Consider the following 13,875-nt stretch of genomic DNA (forward strand, 5'->3'; position numbering starts at 1 on the left):
GCTATTTGTTCCAGCGCGTCTCGACCGGCGTCGCGACAGCTTCGCGAGCCTCGGCCACAACCGCCATCAGTGCGCGCAGAACGGCTTCGACGCCTTCGCCGGTGACCGCGGACAAAAGCATCGGCGCACGGCCGGCGGCGCGTTTCAGCGAAGCAACCTTCTTCTTGCGTGCGTCGGCATCGAGCGTGTCGACCTGGCAAAGTGCTACAATCTCGACCTTCTCGACCAGCCCATGGCCATAGGCGTCGAGTTCGGTGCGCACGGTGTTGTAGGCCTTCCCCGGATTTTCTTCCTGCGCGGAGACGAGGTGCAGAAGGACGCGCGTGCGTTCGACATGTCCGAGGAAACGGTCGCCGATGCCGACGCCCTCATGCGCACCTTCGATCAGACCGGGAACGTCGGCGATGACGAACTCGCGCCCATCGATGCGGGCCACACCGAGGCCAGGATGCAACGTAGTGAAGGGATAATCGGCAATCTTCGGCTTAGCCGCGGTGACGGCGGCCAAGAAGGTCGACTTGCCGGCATTGGGAAGGCCAACCAGGCCGGCGTCGGCAATCAGCTTGAGCCTGAGCCAGATGTTGAGCTCTTCGCCCGGCTGGCCGGGATTGGCGCGGCGCGGCGCCTGGTTGGTCGAGGTCTTGAAATGCTGGTTGCCGAAGCCGCCATTGCCGCCCTTGGCAAGCAGGAAGCGTTGGCCGACCACGGTCAGGTCGCAAATCAGCGTCTCGTTGTCCTCGGCAAAGATCTGCGTTCCCGCCGGCACTTTCAGCGTGACGTCGGCACCTTTGGCGCCGGTCATGTTACGGCCCATCCCGTGCGTACCGGTCTTGGCCTTGAAATGCTGCTGATAGCGATAATCGATCAGCGTGTTCAGCCCATCGACCGCCTCCACCCAGACATCGCCACCGCGGCCGCCGTCGCCGCCATCGGGACCGCCGAACTCGATGAATTTTTCGCGCCGGAACGACACCGAGCCGGCGCCGCCGTCGCCGGAGCGGATGTAGACCTTGGCTTGATCGAGAAATTTCATCGGATTGCTGAGTTTCTGCTAGTGGCCTTGCGGCATTGCTCTAAACGTTCGGCACTGCTCTAAACCAAGGCGGGGCGAAGGGCGAGGCTGTTTATGAACATTGGCCGGAGTCGCAATGAAGCTCGTAACCTACAACATTCACTACGGCGTCGGCCTCGACGGCCGCTACGATGTCGGCCGCATCGCCGATGCCGTGCGCGGCGCCGACGTGATCGCGCTGCAGGAGGTCTCGCGCAATAACCCCAACAATGGCGGCCGCGACATGGTGGCCGAGCTCGGCGAGGCGCTGCCCGAATACTTCGCCGTCTATGGCAGCAATTTCGAGGCCAATGTCGGCTCGCGCCTGGAAAACGGCCGTGCCATCACCACCACCTTTCAGCTCGGCAACATGGTGCTGTCGAAAACGCCCGTTCATCTGTCGCGCAATCTCCTCTTGCCGCGCAGCCGCAGTTTGGAAGTGATGAATTTCCAGCGCGGCGCGCTGGAGGCGCTGATCGAGACGCCGCTTGGTTTCATCCGCTTCTATTCCACCCATCTCGACCATCGCAGCCCGGTCGAACGCGCCAGCCAGATCCGGTTTCTGCGCCAGCGCCTGTTGAACTATGCGATCGAGGGGGGCGCGCTGTCGGGGCTTGCCGAGGTCGGCCTGCCGGACCTGCCCTATCCCGAAGCCTTCGTCGTCATGGGCGACTTCAACATGCTGGCCGGATCGCCGGAATATGTCGAACTCGCCGGCCGCCTGGATCACGAATTCGGCATACCCATGACCGCCGACCTTGCCGTCGATGTGGCCCTGCGCCTTGCCGCCGCAGGCGCCGATCTCGTCTCTTGGATCGACCCCAAGCGACCTGACGACGCCAGCCGCTACAAGCGCATCGACTATGTCTTCACCAGCGCCTCGCTCGCCAAATCGCTGAAGCGCCTTTGGGTCGACCGGCAAGCGGTCGGCTCGGACCACCTGCCGGTCTGGGTCGAGATGGCCTGACCGGCGTCCATCAGAAATGCACCCAGTTTCGCAGGCTCGTCCAGGTCCTGCGATCGAGGCGGTAGCGCTCGACCGGCACCTGGCCGGCGACGATCGAGTTCAGCATGCCTTGGCCGGCATATTGGAAGCCGCATTTGTGGATGACCCGGCGTGAGGCCGGATTGATGACCCGCGTCGAGGCATGCAGCACCTGAATCGCCGTCTTCTGAAAGGCGAGGTCGACGAGCGCATGTGCGGCCTCCGTCGCATAGCCGCGCTTCCAGTAGGGCTCGCCGATCCAGTAGCCGAGCTCCAGCCCTCGATCGGTGGTGTTGAGGCCGGCGCAGCCGACGAAGGTTTCGGTACCGGCCAGCGTTAAGGCATAGGCAATCCCGGCCCGGCGCGATGCCGTCATCGCCAGGAAGGCGCGTGCCTCGGCCTCGCCATAGGGGTGGGGCATGCGGGCCAGCATTTCGGCGACGTGGCGGTTGTCGGCGAGCACCACCAGTTGCTCGATATCGCTTTCGCGCGGCGCCCGCAGGACCAGCCGCTCGGTCACCAGGACCGGGCAATCTATCGCGTAACTTTCACCGTCTGTGTCTTCCGCTTCGGCAACCATGTCAGTCCTCCAGGCACAAGAAAAAGGGGAGATGGAAACCCATCTCCCCTGATCCATTTCCTGGCTTGGCCAGACACCGGTTCCCGAGATGGGTGCCGGTGTTCTCGTACGGAACCGGCTACTCCGCGGCCTTCGTCATCGGGTTCACCGATACGTAGGTTCGGCCATTGGCTTTTTTGTTGAAGGTGACTGCGCCAGCTTCGAGCGCAAACAGCGTGTGATCCGTGCCAATGCCGACATTGGTGCCGGGATGCCACGTCGTGCCGCGCTGACGAATGATGATGTTGCCCGGAATCACGGCTTCGCCGCCGAACTTCTTCACGCCGAGCCGCTTGGAATGGGAGTCGCGACCATTGCGCGACGAACCGCCAGCTTTCTTGTGTGCCATCTAACTAACTCCGATGCGCCGCAAGGGCGCTTAAAAGGTCTTATGAACGCGTTCGCGTTCCGTTTCAAGTCCGATCCGGCGACAATTGCGCCGGCTCGCTTTACTTCTTCGCCAATTCTTTGGCCTGCTCGCGCCAGTCCGTGATCTGGTCGGTGCTGAACGGCATATGCTCATCGATCCTGGCGACATCCTTGTCGGACAGCTTGGCGAGCTGGGCGAAGGTCGTGATGCCCTGCTCGTTCAACTGGCCGGCCGCAACCGGGCCGATGCCCTTGATCACGGTCAGATCGTCCGGCTCGCCTTTCGGCGCCTTGAACAGCGGAGCCGCGGTTTCGCTTGCCTTGGTGTCGGTTTCCTTCGGCGCAGCCTCTGCCTTGGCTTCCTTCTTCGGAGCAGCCTTTGCCTCGGTCTTGGCCGCAGCCTTCTTCGTCGGCTTGGCACCATCCAGCAGGATCTCGGCGATCCGCACGGTGGTCAAAAGCTGGCGATGGCCTATCTTGCGGCGCGAATTCTGCCGACGGCGCTTCTTGAAGGCGATGACGGTGCGGTTCTTGCCCTGTTCGACGACCTCGGCGGTGACCAAGGCGCCGTCGACGAACGGCGCGCCGAACGTGACATTCTCGCCCTCGCCATGCGCGAGCACGTGGCCGATCTCGACGATATCGCCGACCTGGCCTTCGACTTTTTCGATCTTCAGGAGATCGTTGGCGGCGACGCGATACTGCTTGCCGCCCGTTTTGATGACTGCGAACATTTTTTGCCTTTCGCTGTTCGGTCGGCCTTGATGAACCGCTTCAGGCGGTTCGGCCGTATTTTTGTCAGTCTGCGGGTTCAAAAAGCAAGCGGCGCGGAAGAACCCTCCACGCCGATTGCGCGCTGTCCCTAACCGAAGGTGGGGCGCAAGTCAAGGCAAGCGGCCAGCATGCGAGCCACGAACGCATTCAAGCCAGGCGCCGACAACACAGAGCCGGGCGGCAGCGTGACAAGAAGCCGGTTCGCCGGGCAGATTGGGCCTTGTAACCTGTCCGCCCAGCCGTTATCTAGTGCGCCGCGCCGGCAATGGCGGACCATGACCGCGGAGAGGTGGCAGAGTGGTCGAATGCACCGCACTCGAAATGCGGCATGGGTGCAAGCCCATCGGGGGTTCGAATCCCTCCCTCTCCGCCATATCCAATTGTTTTGATAAAAATCCAAGAATAGGTTGCGCGCCCGCCATAAAGCCCGCCTACCGAAAACGGCGTATCCGCGGCACGTCAGCTTACGACACAAATATGCGGGGTTGATGCTTCGACCTGGTAGATGGCAGTGATCAACTTCGGCCTCGCTAAGCGAAGTCGTGGGGTTCATGCGACAGCGGAATCAGGATACGCGACTAGCACCCCGTGCCGGGTCACCTCGCCGTCGGGAAGTACCGATCGGTGCGGACCCAAGCGGATTCACGCTTGTCGGCAGCGGACGCCGGCGGTGGCGGTCAGCACCCGAGCAGGCTCCCCATTGTTGACGTCCGCTGCGCATCTGCGGCGACCATCGTCATGTCCTCTGCTCCCGGGTTGACGGGTGGTGTAGACGAGGAGCACTCTCGAGTGTCAGCAGATGTGGTAAGATTGAGTGTCGGCGAGTAGCAGAGGTCCAGCAACAATGACTTTGAGGCGAACCAGAGCTTACGCCGCATCCGGCTTGGTTCTAGCGGTTTGCACTGTGTTTGCTTGGCAGAACGCCACTGCTGCTCACAATTGCCACGCAGCCGCGACGCCTGGCGTCAATTGGCACGAGTGTGACAAGAAGCTTCTCATCCTAGAAGGACAGGACCTGAGCGGGGCGAACCTGTTCGGTGTTGATTTCACTTCGACCGACCTCAGGAACAGCAATCTCCTTGCGGCAAATCTTGAGAAGGCAACGCTTGTGCGTGCTTCCCTGGCCGACTCGACCGCCAAAGGCGCCCGGTTCGACAGAATCGAGGCCTACAGGACCGACTTCAGCCGTATGGACGCGCAGGGCGCTGTGTTTGCGAGCGCGGAAATGCAGCGCTCGAATTTCCAGGACGCCAATCTGACCAATGTTGATTTCACAAAGGCAGAATTGGGGCGTGCGCAGTTCCATGACGCCGATATCAGCGGCAGCCGCTTCTCGTTTGCCAATCTCGCACGGGCGGACTTCCGAGGAGCGACGTTCACCGCGCCGATAGACTTTGACCGCGCCTTTTTCTTTCTGACCCGTATCGAGGGCGTCGACCTTTCCAATTCGGCGGGTCTGTCGCAGTGGCAACTCAACATGGCTTGCGGAGACGCCCGGACCGAGTTGCCTTCTGGCTTGACGAGGCCTGAAGATTGGCCCTGTCAATTCCAGCGGGAATAGTTGTCGGCAAGCGAACTGCGGCAATGCTGCACCCGACAGGATTCGAACCTGTAACTTCTGCCTTCGGAGGGATGTAGTCAGTGTATCGCGATCGCGCTGGAGCGCGTGTAAGCGCGGCGGCTGATCAGTAAGGCAGTCCGACGTGTCCGCTTCGGCGCAAACCTGCCACCTAATCGATCGGATGTCCGCTTTTCGGATACGGCCGTAGTCGGCTCAATAACCTATATGAGGGCGCGTTACTGCCATAAGGATTGAGGTCTTGCGTTTGAATCCCTTCTGGCGTCGAGCGGTACTGGAACGGTCTCGTTCAAGCATTTATCTGTGCACCGGAGCGTTACCCATTCGCAAAATCGCGGGCAGCCTTAATGAATGCGGTGAAGGCAGCCGGCGGATTCTTCCTGCCTGGGTAATAGAGCGCGAGTGGGGCCAAAGAGGGTGTCCAGTCCTCGAGAACGCGCACCAGCCGCCCGGCAGCAATGTCATCGCGCACGTCCGCCTCCATGACGTATCCGAGCCCAACTCCATCCTGCGCCGCAATTCTGACAAGGCTTGATTCATCGAGGGTGATCGAGCCTTGCACATCGATCTGGACAGCGTTGCCCTCCTTTTCAAATTTCCACCGCAGCAATGCGTTGTTTGGCAGACGCGCACGGATGCACCGAAACCGGTACAGGTCGGCCGGAACAATTGGGGTGCCATGAGTGCGCAGGAAGTCCGGAGATGCAACGACGGCATTCCTGCGCTTTAGGCCGATCTGTAAGGCGATCATGTCGTTCGGAACCAGGTCCGCCGGCCTCAGGCCCAGATCGAAGCCGGCCGCCACGATGTCGACAAGCCGTCCCTCCGTGACCAGATCGATATGCACCTGCGGATAACGCCGAAGGAAGGAGAGGATGATTGGCGCCATCACCTCGCGGGCTGCCGACGCATACGCATTGATGCGCAAGGTGCCGGTCGGAGTCTCCTGAAGCGATTGAGCCGCGAGCATGGCATCGTGGATGTCTGTCATTGCCGGCCCGACGCGCTCGACAAAAGTCCTCCCAGCATCGGTTAGAGACACGCTGCGCGTTGTGCGGTTGAACAGACGAATGCCGAGACGCCGCTCGAGCTTCGCGATGGAGTTGCTCAAGGCTGTCGTAGACATGCCGAGATCAAGGGCGGCAGCTCTGAACGAGCCGAGGCGGGCGATGCTGAGAACCGCGTCAAGATCAGCGAGTACGGAGCGTGTCATTGTCCCTCTTTTCGCAACGCCTCATGCTCGTTTATCCCGCTTATCCAGTCAATAACGTTGATCTACCTTCGAGCCAGTCGATCTCGAATAGAGGTCGAAGCCGCAGTCGAAAGGATGGGAGAACCGAATGACAATCAAACTACCCAAGGCCATCGAAGCCTATTTCGAGGCAGACCGGACAGGCAGCCCGGATGCCATCGCAGCCGCCTTCACCGAAACCGGCATCGTGAAGGACAAGGGCAAGACCCATCGCGGGCGCGATGCGATCCGGGAGTGGATGGTGGAAGCCGGCCAGCTCTACACCTATACGGTAGAGCCAGTCTTTATCGGCACGGAGAACGGCAAGACACAGGTCACGGCCCATGTCGTCGGCACGTTCCCAGGCAGCCCGATCGATCTGCGGTTCTTCTTCGTGCTTGCGGGCGACCGGGTCGCCGAACTGGAGATCACTGTATGACTCCGTTCCTTACATTGCAGGGGCGTCGGGCCCTGATCACCGGCGGTACTTCAGGCGCCGGCGCCGCAACCGTGGAGCTCTTCAAGGAGCTCGGTGCCCGTGTGCTCACCACCGCTCGCACCAAGCCCTCGGATTTCACCGGGGCGGCATTCGTCGAAGCCGACCTGACTACTAAGGCTGGGGTCCAAACCGTCGTCGACGCGGTGCATCGCGACCTCGGCGGGCTGGACGTCCTCGTCAACATGCTTGGCGGCTCTTCTGCCCCTTCAGGTGGCTTTGCTGCCCTCACGGATGAGGAATGGGACAAGGAGTTCAATCTCAACTTCTTTCCGGCGGTCAGGCTAGATCGAGCGCTTATCCCTGGCATGGTGGCTCAGGGACGTGGTGTCGTCATCCATGTCACGTCAATCCAGAGAAATCTCCCGCTTCCGCAAGCGACGACCGGCTACGCTTCGGCTAAGGGCGCCCTCAACACCTACAGCAAGAGCATTTCCAAGGAAGTTTCTCCCAAGGGCGTGCGGGTGGTGCGGGTGTCTCCCGGCTGGATCGCCGATCCGAAAGCCAACGGCCTGGCCCTGCGCATAGCCGAGGAGGCCGGCATTGGCTATGACGAGGCTGTGCAGGTGATCATGAACACACTCGGCGGCATACCGCTCGGGCGTCCTGCCAAACCGGAAGAGGTCGCCGATCTGATTGCGTTCCTTGCATCCGATCGAGCAGCGTCCATTACCGGGACAGAGCATGTGATCGACGGCGGAACTGTTCCGACCGCTTGAGGACATGACGGGGTGCCGGCCCATCACGACCTTCAGCTACTGAAGGGATTCGCGAGGGCCAAGCTCGTCGAATCCCAATGCCGCGGCAGGACAATGCCGCCGCGGCCAGCTATGCATAGGTGTTCTCATAGTCGATCAAGTGCACATCGATACCGTGCTCGGCGCATAGGCTCACGAAGGCGCGGCCCAGCTGCCCAGCTTTGCGTAGATATCGTCACGCAACTGTCTGACCTGTCGATTAAGCACACCAAGTCGATCTGGCGTGTGCCCTGATGTACCAAGAAGCGCATCGCCCAGGCAGCCGGCTCGCGATCGAAGTGCGCGGCCCTCATCGGTCAGGCCTACCACCACTTGGCGCTCATTATCGGGGTTGCGCGTCCGCCGAAGCAGCCCCGCGCTTTCTAGGCGCTTGAGCAACGGCGTCAACGTGCTCGACTCAAGGGCGAGCTTCTCGCCGATATGGCCAACCGTCTGCTCGTCCTCCTGCCAGAGCACGTTGAGTACGAGATATTGCGGATAGGTCAGGCCAAGCTCGTCGAGCCACGGCTTGTAAAGCCGCTGGATGGCCAAGCCGGCGGAGTAGATGGCGTAGCAGACCTGATTGTCGAGCGGCACGGGGTCGTTTGATTTCTGTCGGGCCATGAGGGTCTCCTTCTGACACGTTTATAGCTAACGTTTTCGTGAAAAGATATATCGCGATAACGATGATTATTGACAGAAGCCAGAAAGGTCGGTAGACAACAATTATCGCGATAATCGTTATCGCCGTTATACAAGGAGAGAGACAATGAAGACCACCACCATTATCGCCGCCACCGCAGCAATCGGCATCGCATCGGCTCTCAACGCCGCCGAAAAGATCCCTCACAACCAGGTGGTCAGGAACGTCGTTCTCGTCCACGGCGCGTTCGCCGACGGATCGGGCTGGCGCGGCGTCTACGACAATCTCACTCAGCGTGGATACAAGGTCACCATCGTGCAGAACCCGCTGACTTCCCTCGCCGATGATGTCGCGGCCACGAAGCGAGCGATCGAACGACAGGACGGCCCCACCATTCTCGTCGGCCACTCCTGGGGTGGTGTTATGATCACCGAAACGGGCATCGACCCAAAAGTGACGGGCCTAGTCTATGTCTCCGCGCTGTCACCCGACGCCGGCGAGACGACCGCACAGCAGTACGAAGGCTATACGACGCCGCCGGAATTCGTGATCGAACCCACGGCCGATGGTTATGGCATCCTCAAGCCTGGCACCTTCAAGGCGGGCTTTGCAGCGGATACGACCGATGACGACGCCGCCTTCCTGGAAAACTCCCAGGTGCCGATCAATCTGTCGTCGTTCGGCGTCAAGCTCGAGAATGCCGCATGGCACACCAAGCCCAGCTGGGCCGTCATCGCTCGTCAGGACAAGGCCTTCGACCAACGCATGCTGCAGGACATGGCCAAGCGCATAGGCGCCAAGGTCACCGAGGTTGATGCCAGCCATGCACTGCTCTTCACGCAGCCGGCCGTTATCGCCGCCGTCATCGACGAGGCCGCGCGGAGCACGAAAGTCGCCCAGTGAACTACGGTGACGACGAGGCAGGCGGCAACGGCCGTCTGCCAGTTTCCCTAACCTTGTTTGGGCTGTATCCGATACCTCACCCAACATCGCGAGGGGCGTCATCGGACCAGTCAGCATGATCTGCCGTTATGCATCCGCATCGGAGATCAACAACGTCTGCTTACAGGAATTGCAGACGCAGTGGCAATGGCCGCATTGGGGGCGCAAAGCGGTCCTCCAACGACGAATATGCGAGCCTTGCCTAGGCTCAAAACACGACCCTAAGCGATGCACTTTTTCGCCACCGATCGTAGCCGTTGCTAAGCTTTATTGGCTCCGGACTATTTTCTGCTCTTCGCGCGGACATAGTTCCGGCGGCGATTGACGTGATTTTCGATTGGCGTGGTGGGAATGGAAGAAGTGGCGCACCCGACACGATTCGAACGTGTGGCCTCCACCTTCGGAGGGTGGCGCTCTATCCAGCTGAGCTACGGGTGCATCAATGTTCACATAGTGTCCGAGATCGAGCAGGGTCAATCCCGAATCAGATAATCGCATCGGCACAAGCGCGGCGGGTTTAGCCCTGCCGATTGTCACCGTTCGTCCTCCAGAACCTCCTTTCAGCTTGCTTCCGCCGTGCTTCCGCGACCTCAGAACCGATTTTGTTGCTTCCTCCGAGTTTCACCAATCGCTTGGTTTTCCTCGACTTTCTCAACACCCTCAATCAGCAGGCTTGACTTAGCCCTGCCTTCGGAGGGCGCAGATCCTCCGCCAAAGTGGCACGTTTCTGCGGTATTTCTATTGGCGAAATCGCGGCCGAAGGGTGTTTGTGCCCTTTCCGTTCACCGCTACCGGTTCAATCGAACCGGAAGCTCCTGTCCGAATAAATGGCAGCAACTCTTATCGTCGAGAATGACTACCATCGTCGTGATTATCAATTCAGAAGCCTGGCACCAACGCATCGATTATACTCGCCTCGCGGTCGAGGGGGGCGACCCGAAGCAGTGGGCCGGGCACTGTCGGCTGTTCAGCTTCCTTCGCTTCGATCCGCCCCTGTCGCAATTCGTGCAGAGCAGCGCTCTCGACCGTGCTGAACAGCGCGCTTTTGCGATACCGGATCAGGCCGACTTTACCTCGGCATAATGAAGACTGCTGCACGTGCCCCAGACACAGAGCATTATCGCGCGGTAAGCATTGGCGCGTAGAAAGATCCATGCTCGAAATCGCAAAAAAGGCGGTAGGGTCGAGCTCCCCGACTGACCAAATGATAAGTCACAGACCAGCTGACGGGCCGAAAGGGAAGTACGTTCGCGCGGAAGCGTTCTACCCCAAGCTTAAAGACTACGTGGGACGTGTAGCGAACTCCCCGGCAAGACCGGCAACGGTCATGTTTTCGGCGATCGCATCATGCTGGATGAGTGCGTAGCGCCAGGGCTTGCCGCCGTAAGTCGCCGAGTGGCAGGGTGTTGGAACTGGGCTGCGGAACAGGAACAACGGCGCTCCGGCTGGCGAGCGATGTTCAAAACTATCTTGCGACGGATATTTCCGCTGGAATAATCGCGATTGCCAATGAGATACATGCCGCTGACCCCATCCCGGGCTTGTCTTCCGCATCGCGACCGTAGAAGAGCTTATGCCTGACGCGGCGCAGTTTAACGCGGTTCTGGGATTCAACTATCTCCATCTGGTCCGCGATCTGCCTGGCACGCTGCGCCGCATCCACACCTTACTTGCAGCGGAGGGCCTGTTCATCTCCAAGACACCCTGCGTCGGGGATATGAACCCACTCATCCGGCTTGCCTTATTGCCCGCGATGCGCGCGATCGGCAAAGCACCTCATGCAGGCGTCTTCCGGACGGCAGACCTGAGCCAGCATATATCTGCCGCGGGCTTCGGCGTTCTTGCCACCGAAAGCCACGCAACGAAGGACAACGACAGCCGTCCTTACGTCGTGGCTCGCAAGAGGACCTGAACGGCCGCGGCTGCAGTGGATCAGTCAGGGTTGCTGTATTGCTGCGAGCTTCCAGTCGCCACCGTTCTGGCGCGTGAAGGTCCACAGTTCGGTTGTTTCCGTCGGTCGATCGGCTTCGCCCGCGACGATCTTGCCGCTGGCGCGATCGCGCATCACGTCGTGAGACTCGTAGCGCAACGCAGCCGTCGCGTAGTCGCGATCATCTTCCCGCCAGCTCTCCGCAATATCGGCCTCCAACAGGCTGACATTCGAGACATCATTCCTGATGCCCTTTTTTGCGTTGTCGGCAAGTTCTTCGGACAGGTACGACACCATCTCGGGGGTCGCCAGCCGGCGCAAACCAGCATGATCTTCGCGCCCGAATGCTTCCTGAACCTCCGTCAACCGCTGCTGGAATATGTCGAGGTCGGCCTGCGTCATTGTAATTTCATCGGAGGCTTGAGCCGTCCGGCCAAATCCTGACCCGATGCCTGGAATGGGGAAAGATGAGACGTTATCCGCCTCGGGCTGGGCTGCCGCGTTTCGCCCAAAGTTCCCCATGCTCCGCGGAACACCGGCCATGGCGGGCGCTTGGTTGCGTGCCGATTGCGACCGGAAAAAGCGGATGATCAGCATGATCGCGCCGCCGATCAGCAGTCCTTGAAGCAGCAGGCCCAACATGCCGGCCAAGCCGCCGAACCCTTGGCCCAAAAGAAGTCCGATCAGACCGCCGAGCAGCAGGCCACGCATCATCGAACCGCCGAGGCCGCTGAAGATCCCCGGTCGTTGGGATGTCTGCGTCTGGCGGGCCGCATTGTTCGTTGCGGGCGTCATCGAGCGCTCCACCGGCGCGGCCGGCTGTGGCGCCGTCCTGGTCGGCGGGACCGACTCGAACGTGCGCGTGCCGCGGCTGCCGAAGCTGCCGCCACGCCGCGCCTCGGCGTAATCGGCCGTGACCATGGACAATGCCAGGAACAGTCCTGCAAACAAAACTGCAAACCGGCTCGAACGCGAAATCATCATGGCAAATCCCTAGGCGATACTCTTCGCGCTCATATGGGGTGCGCCGACCGAAATATCAGTGGGCCCACCTTCCATATTCAGAATTCGGGGCCGCCTTGACTCCAGACACGGCAGCCGACCGTGATCCTTCTGCCACCTTGTGCGTTGTCGCCTGAGGCACACCGAGGAGACGAACGGTGTTTGCAGGTTTCAGAGCCACCAGCTTGCAACTGGACGACACGACCATTTTCGCAAGGGTCGGCGGAACCGGTCCGCCGCTGCTGCTGCTTCATGGTTTTCCCGAAACGCATCTGATGTGGAGGGATATTGCCGTGGCCTTGGCGCCCGACTTTACGGTGATCGCCGCCGATCTTCGAGGCTATGGGCAAAGCGGGTGCCCGGTCTCCTCTGCCGATCATAGCCCATACGCCAAGCGCGCCATGGCCGGCGACATGGTTCAAGTCATGAAACAGCTGGGATTTAAGCAGTTCATGGTTGCTGGACATGATCGTGGCGGGCGGGTCGCCTATCGCCTGGCGCTCGATCACCCCGATGAAATCTCCAAGATCGCGGTCCTCGACGTCATCCCCACCGCCGCCGCGTGGGATAGGGCGGACGCCAGACTGGCTCTCGGCTTCTGGCCCTGGAGCCTTCTTGCGCAACCGGAGCCTCTGCCGGAGCGACTGATAGGCGCCGCGCCGGATGCCATCGTCGACAATGCGATTGTGCAGTGGGGGTCCCCGGCAGAAATGTTCTCTGCGAAGGTCAGGGACGCCTATGTCGAGGCGCTTCGCGATCCCGTTCATATTCATGCGATTTGCGAAGAGTATCGGGCCGCTGCCACGATCGATCGTGAGCATGACGCGGCGGACCAGGCAAATGGTCGTCGCATTGAGTGCCCGCTACTGGCACTGTGGAGTAGCGAAGGCGGCCTTGAGACCTGGTATACAAGGGAAGGCGGACCGCTGGCTATTTGGAGAAAATGGGCCGACAGGGTTGAAGGAAGCCCTGTTCCGGGCGGGCACTTCTTTCCCGAAGAGCACCCTCACCAGACCGGAGCGGCTCTCTCGAAGTTCTTCGGGGATAATAGGGGGAATGACGCGTCGAACAGAGTATTGTAGAGGTCACATGCTTCCGTTACGCAAAACCTCGGGAACGCTCCGCGGCCCGAGATCGAGAACCGTCTGATATTCGCCCGGTCGGCGTCAAACCTGCTTGATAAAAAAATGAAGGCGATCACTGCAGCCACGCCCCTGATTTGCAGCTTCGTATTTATCGGAGGTTGCGCATCGCCCTTCCACGCATCCTTTGATGCCGCGAAATACGACAAGATGAGCTGCGTCGAACTCAACGTGGCCATGGGCGAAGTCGCCAAGGAGATGTCGGCGACAGCGATCACTCGGGGCAAAGTCGCGAAAAGCAATATTCCGGACTGGCTATGGGGCGCCCGGCGTGTCGCCTCTGCCGTCACTGCCCGCCAGAGCGCAAAAATCGAGCAGCTGCGGCAGCAGGAGGCTGCGATCGCGGCGGTGAGACGAAGCAAGTGCTGATTGCGC

At 60.6% G+C, this 13,875-nt stretch carries 15 protein-coding genes, 2 tRNA genes and 1 pseudogene; 10 read left to right on the forward strand and 8 right to left on the reverse strand.

What is annotated here, in order from left to right; genetic code table 11:
• Position 1 precedes the first annotated feature (1 nt).
• Positions 2 to 1,033 carry a GTPase ObgE gene (gene obgE, locus ACWUKX_RS11270; RefSeq protein WP_456006678.1) on the reverse strand — a complete coding sequence of 344 codons (1,032 nt, stop codon included), beginning with the start codon at positions 1,031 to 1,033 and terminating at the stop codon, positions 2 to 4.
• A 115-nt stretch (positions 1,034 to 1,148) separates the two neighbouring features.
• Between obgE and ACWUKX_RS11275 the strand changes: the two genes are divergently transcribed.
• On the forward strand, positions 1,149 to 2,018 hold the full coding sequence (locus ACWUKX_RS11275; protein WP_456006681.1) for an endonuclease/exonuclease/phosphatase family protein: 870 nt from the start codon (positions 1,149 to 1,151) through the stop codon (positions 2,016 to 2,018).
• Between the two features lie 10 nt (positions 2,019 to 2,028).
• On the opposite strand, the gene ACWUKX_RS11280 is transcribed toward ACWUKX_RS11275, so the two are convergent.
• From ACWUKX_RS11280 to ACWUKX_RS11290, 3 genes are all read right to left on the reverse strand, one after another.
• On the reverse strand, positions 2,029 to 2,616 hold the full coding sequence (locus ACWUKX_RS11280) for a GNAT family N-acetyltransferase (protein WP_065011195.1): 588 nt from the start codon (positions 2,614 to 2,616) through the stop codon (positions 2,029 to 2,031).
• A gap of 118 nt (positions 2,617 to 2,734) precedes the next feature.
• The gene (rpmA, locus tag ACWUKX_RS11285) at positions 2,735 to 3,004 is read right to left on the reverse strand and encodes a 50S ribosomal protein L27 (protein ID WP_023678077.1); all 270 of its coding nucleotides are present in this window, start codon (positions 3,002 to 3,004) and stop codon (positions 2,735 to 2,737) included.
• 100 nt (positions 3,005 to 3,104) lie between these two features.
• On the reverse strand, positions 3,105 to 3,758 hold the full coding sequence (locus tag ACWUKX_RS11290) for a 50S ribosomal protein L21 (RefSeq protein ID WP_456006685.1): 654 nt from the start codon (positions 3,756 to 3,758) through the stop codon (positions 3,105 to 3,107).
• Positions 3,759 to 4,081: 323 nt separating this feature from the next.
• Between ACWUKX_RS11290 and ACWUKX_RS11295 the strand changes: the two genes are divergently transcribed.
• Positions 4,082 to 4,171 (forward strand) — tRNA-Ser (locus ACWUKX_RS11295).
• A 471-nt stretch (positions 4,172 to 4,642) separates the two neighbouring features.
• Complete coding sequence (locus ACWUKX_RS11300) at positions 4,643 to 5,359, forward strand: pentapeptide repeat-containing protein (protein WP_456006687.1); 717 nt, start codon at positions 4,643 to 4,645, stop codon at positions 5,357 to 5,359.
• 334 nt (positions 5,360 to 5,693) lie between these two features.
• Here ACWUKX_RS11300 and ACWUKX_RS11305 read toward each other — a convergent pair whose 3' ends face one another.
• Positions 5,694 to 6,590 (reverse strand): LysR substrate-binding domain-containing protein, encoded by an 897-nt coding sequence (locus ACWUKX_RS11305; RefSeq protein WP_456006689.1) that lies wholly within the window; start codon positions 6,588 to 6,590, stop codon positions 5,694 to 5,696.
• A 127-nt stretch (positions 6,591 to 6,717) separates the two neighbouring features.
• Here ACWUKX_RS11305 and ACWUKX_RS11310 point away from each other — a divergent pair, with 127 nt between their 5' ends.
• A complete protein-coding gene (locus tag ACWUKX_RS11310; protein WP_456006691.1) occupies positions 6,718 to 7,047 on the forward strand; it encodes a nuclear transport factor 2 family protein in 330 nt (109 codons plus the stop codon).
• Positions 7,044 to 7,823 carry an SDR family oxidoreductase gene (locus ACWUKX_RS11315; RefSeq protein WP_456006693.1) on the forward strand — a complete coding sequence of 260 codons (780 nt, stop codon included), beginning with the start codon at positions 7,044 to 7,046 and terminating at the stop codon, positions 7,821 to 7,823. The genes ACWUKX_RS11310 and ACWUKX_RS11315 overlap by 4 nt, the downstream gene beginning before the upstream one ends.
• A gap of 171 nt (positions 7,824 to 7,994) precedes the next feature.
• On the opposite strand, the gene ACWUKX_RS11320 is transcribed toward ACWUKX_RS11315, so the two are convergent.
• Entirely contained in the window at positions 7,995 to 8,465 is a 471-nt protein-coding gene (locus ACWUKX_RS11320; protein WP_456006696.1) for a MarR family winged helix-turn-helix transcriptional regulator, read from the reverse strand.
• 145 nt (positions 8,466 to 8,610) lie between these two features.
• On the opposite strand from ACWUKX_RS11320, the gene ACWUKX_RS11325 reads away from it, so the two are divergent.
• Positions 8,611 to 9,387: an alpha/beta fold hydrolase gene (locus tag ACWUKX_RS11325; RefSeq protein WP_456006698.1), complete on the forward strand. Its 777-nt coding sequence runs from the start codon at positions 8,611 to 8,613 to the stop codon at positions 9,385 to 9,387.
• A 400-nt stretch (positions 9,388 to 9,787) separates the two neighbouring features.
• Here the strand turns inward: ACWUKX_RS11325 and ACWUKX_RS11330 are convergent.
• Positions 9,788 to 9,864, reverse strand: a tRNA-Arg gene (locus tag ACWUKX_RS11330).
• Positions 9,865 to 10,278: 414 nt separating this feature from the next.
• Here ACWUKX_RS11330 and ACWUKX_RS11335 point away from each other — a divergent pair.
• On the forward strand, positions 10,279 to 10,509 hold the full coding sequence (locus ACWUKX_RS11335; protein WP_456006700.1) for a hypothetical protein: 231 nt from the start codon (positions 10,279 to 10,281) through the stop codon (positions 10,507 to 10,509).
• 308 nt (positions 10,510 to 10,817) lie between these two features.
• Positions 10,818 to 11,338 (forward strand): annotated as a pseudogene (locus ACWUKX_RS11340) (class I SAM-dependent methyltransferase); the annotation flags it as partial.
• A gap of 24 nt (positions 11,339 to 11,362) precedes the next feature.
• On the opposite strand, the gene ACWUKX_RS11345 reads toward ACWUKX_RS11340, so the two are convergent.
• Positions 11,363 to 12,337 carry a Tim44 domain-containing protein gene (locus tag ACWUKX_RS11345; RefSeq protein ID WP_456006778.1) on the reverse strand — a complete coding sequence of 325 codons (975 nt, stop codon included), beginning with the start codon at positions 12,335 to 12,337 and terminating at the stop codon, positions 11,363 to 11,365.
• A gap of 179 nt (positions 12,338 to 12,516) precedes the next feature.
• Between ACWUKX_RS11345 and ACWUKX_RS11350 the strand changes: the two genes are divergently transcribed.
• The gene (locus ACWUKX_RS11350; protein ID WP_456006702.1) at positions 12,517 to 13,440 is read left to right on the forward strand and encodes an alpha/beta fold hydrolase; all 924 of its coding nucleotides are present in this window, start codon (positions 12,517 to 12,519) and stop codon (positions 13,438 to 13,440) included.
• A gap of 105 nt (positions 13,441 to 13,545) precedes the next feature.
• Complete coding sequence (locus tag ACWUKX_RS11355; protein WP_029349021.1) at positions 13,546 to 13,869, forward strand: hypothetical protein; 324 nt, start codon at positions 13,546 to 13,548, stop codon at positions 13,867 to 13,869.
• Positions 13,870 to 13,875 lie beyond the last annotated feature (6 nt).

The sequence above is a fragment of the Mesorhizobium sp. f-mel genome (assembly GCF_053850215.1).

Coding starts and splice junctions, on each gene's coding strand:
- obgE (WP_456006678.1), bottom strand. CDS start 1,033: ATGAAATTTCTCGATCAAGCCAAGGTCTACATCCGCTCCGGCGACGGC.
- ACWUKX_RS11275 (WP_456006681.1), top strand. CDS start 1,149: ATGAAGCTCGTAACCTACAACATTCACTACGGCGTCGGCCTCGACGGC.
- ACWUKX_RS11280 (WP_065011195.1), bottom strand. CDS start 2,616: ATGGTTGCCGAAGCGGAAGACACAGACGGTGAAAGTTACGCGATAGAT.
- rpmA (WP_023678077.1), bottom strand. CDS start 3,004: ATGGCACACAAGAAAGCTGGCGGTTCGTCGCGCAATGGTCGCGACTCC.
- ACWUKX_RS11290 (WP_456006685.1), bottom strand. CDS start 3,758: ATGTTCGCAGTCATCAAAACGGGCGGCAAGCAGTATCGCGTCGCCGCC.
- ACWUKX_RS11300 (WP_456006687.1), top strand. CDS start 4,643: ATGACTTTGAGGCGAACCAGAGCTTACGCCGCATCCGGCTTGGTTCTA.
- ACWUKX_RS11305 (WP_456006689.1), bottom strand. CDS start 6,590: ATGACACGCTCCGTACTCGCTGATCTTGACGCGGTTCTCAGCATCGCC.
- ACWUKX_RS11310 (WP_456006691.1), top strand. CDS start 6,718: ATGACAATCAAACTACCCAAGGCCATCGAAGCCTATTTCGAGGCAGAC.
- ACWUKX_RS11315 (WP_456006693.1), top strand. CDS start 7,044: ATGACTCCGTTCCTTACATTGCAGGGGCGTCGGGCCCTGATCACCGGC.
- ACWUKX_RS11320 (WP_456006696.1), bottom strand. CDS start 8,465: ATGGCCCGACAGAAATCAAACGACCCCGTGCCGCTCGACAATCAGGTC.
- ACWUKX_RS11325 (WP_456006698.1), top strand. CDS start 8,611: ATGAAGACCACCACCATTATCGCCGCCACCGCAGCAATCGGCATCGCA.
- ACWUKX_RS11335 (WP_456006700.1), top strand. CDS start 10,279: ATGACTACCATCGTCGTGATTATCAATTCAGAAGCCTGGCACCAACGC.
- ACWUKX_RS11345 (WP_456006778.1), bottom strand. CDS start 12,337: ATGATTTCGCGTTCGAGCCGGTTTGCAGTTTTGTTTGCAGGACTGTTC.
- ACWUKX_RS11355 (WP_029349021.1), top strand. CDS start 13,546: ATGAAGGCGATCACTGCAGCCACGCCCCTGATTTGCAGCTTCGTATTT.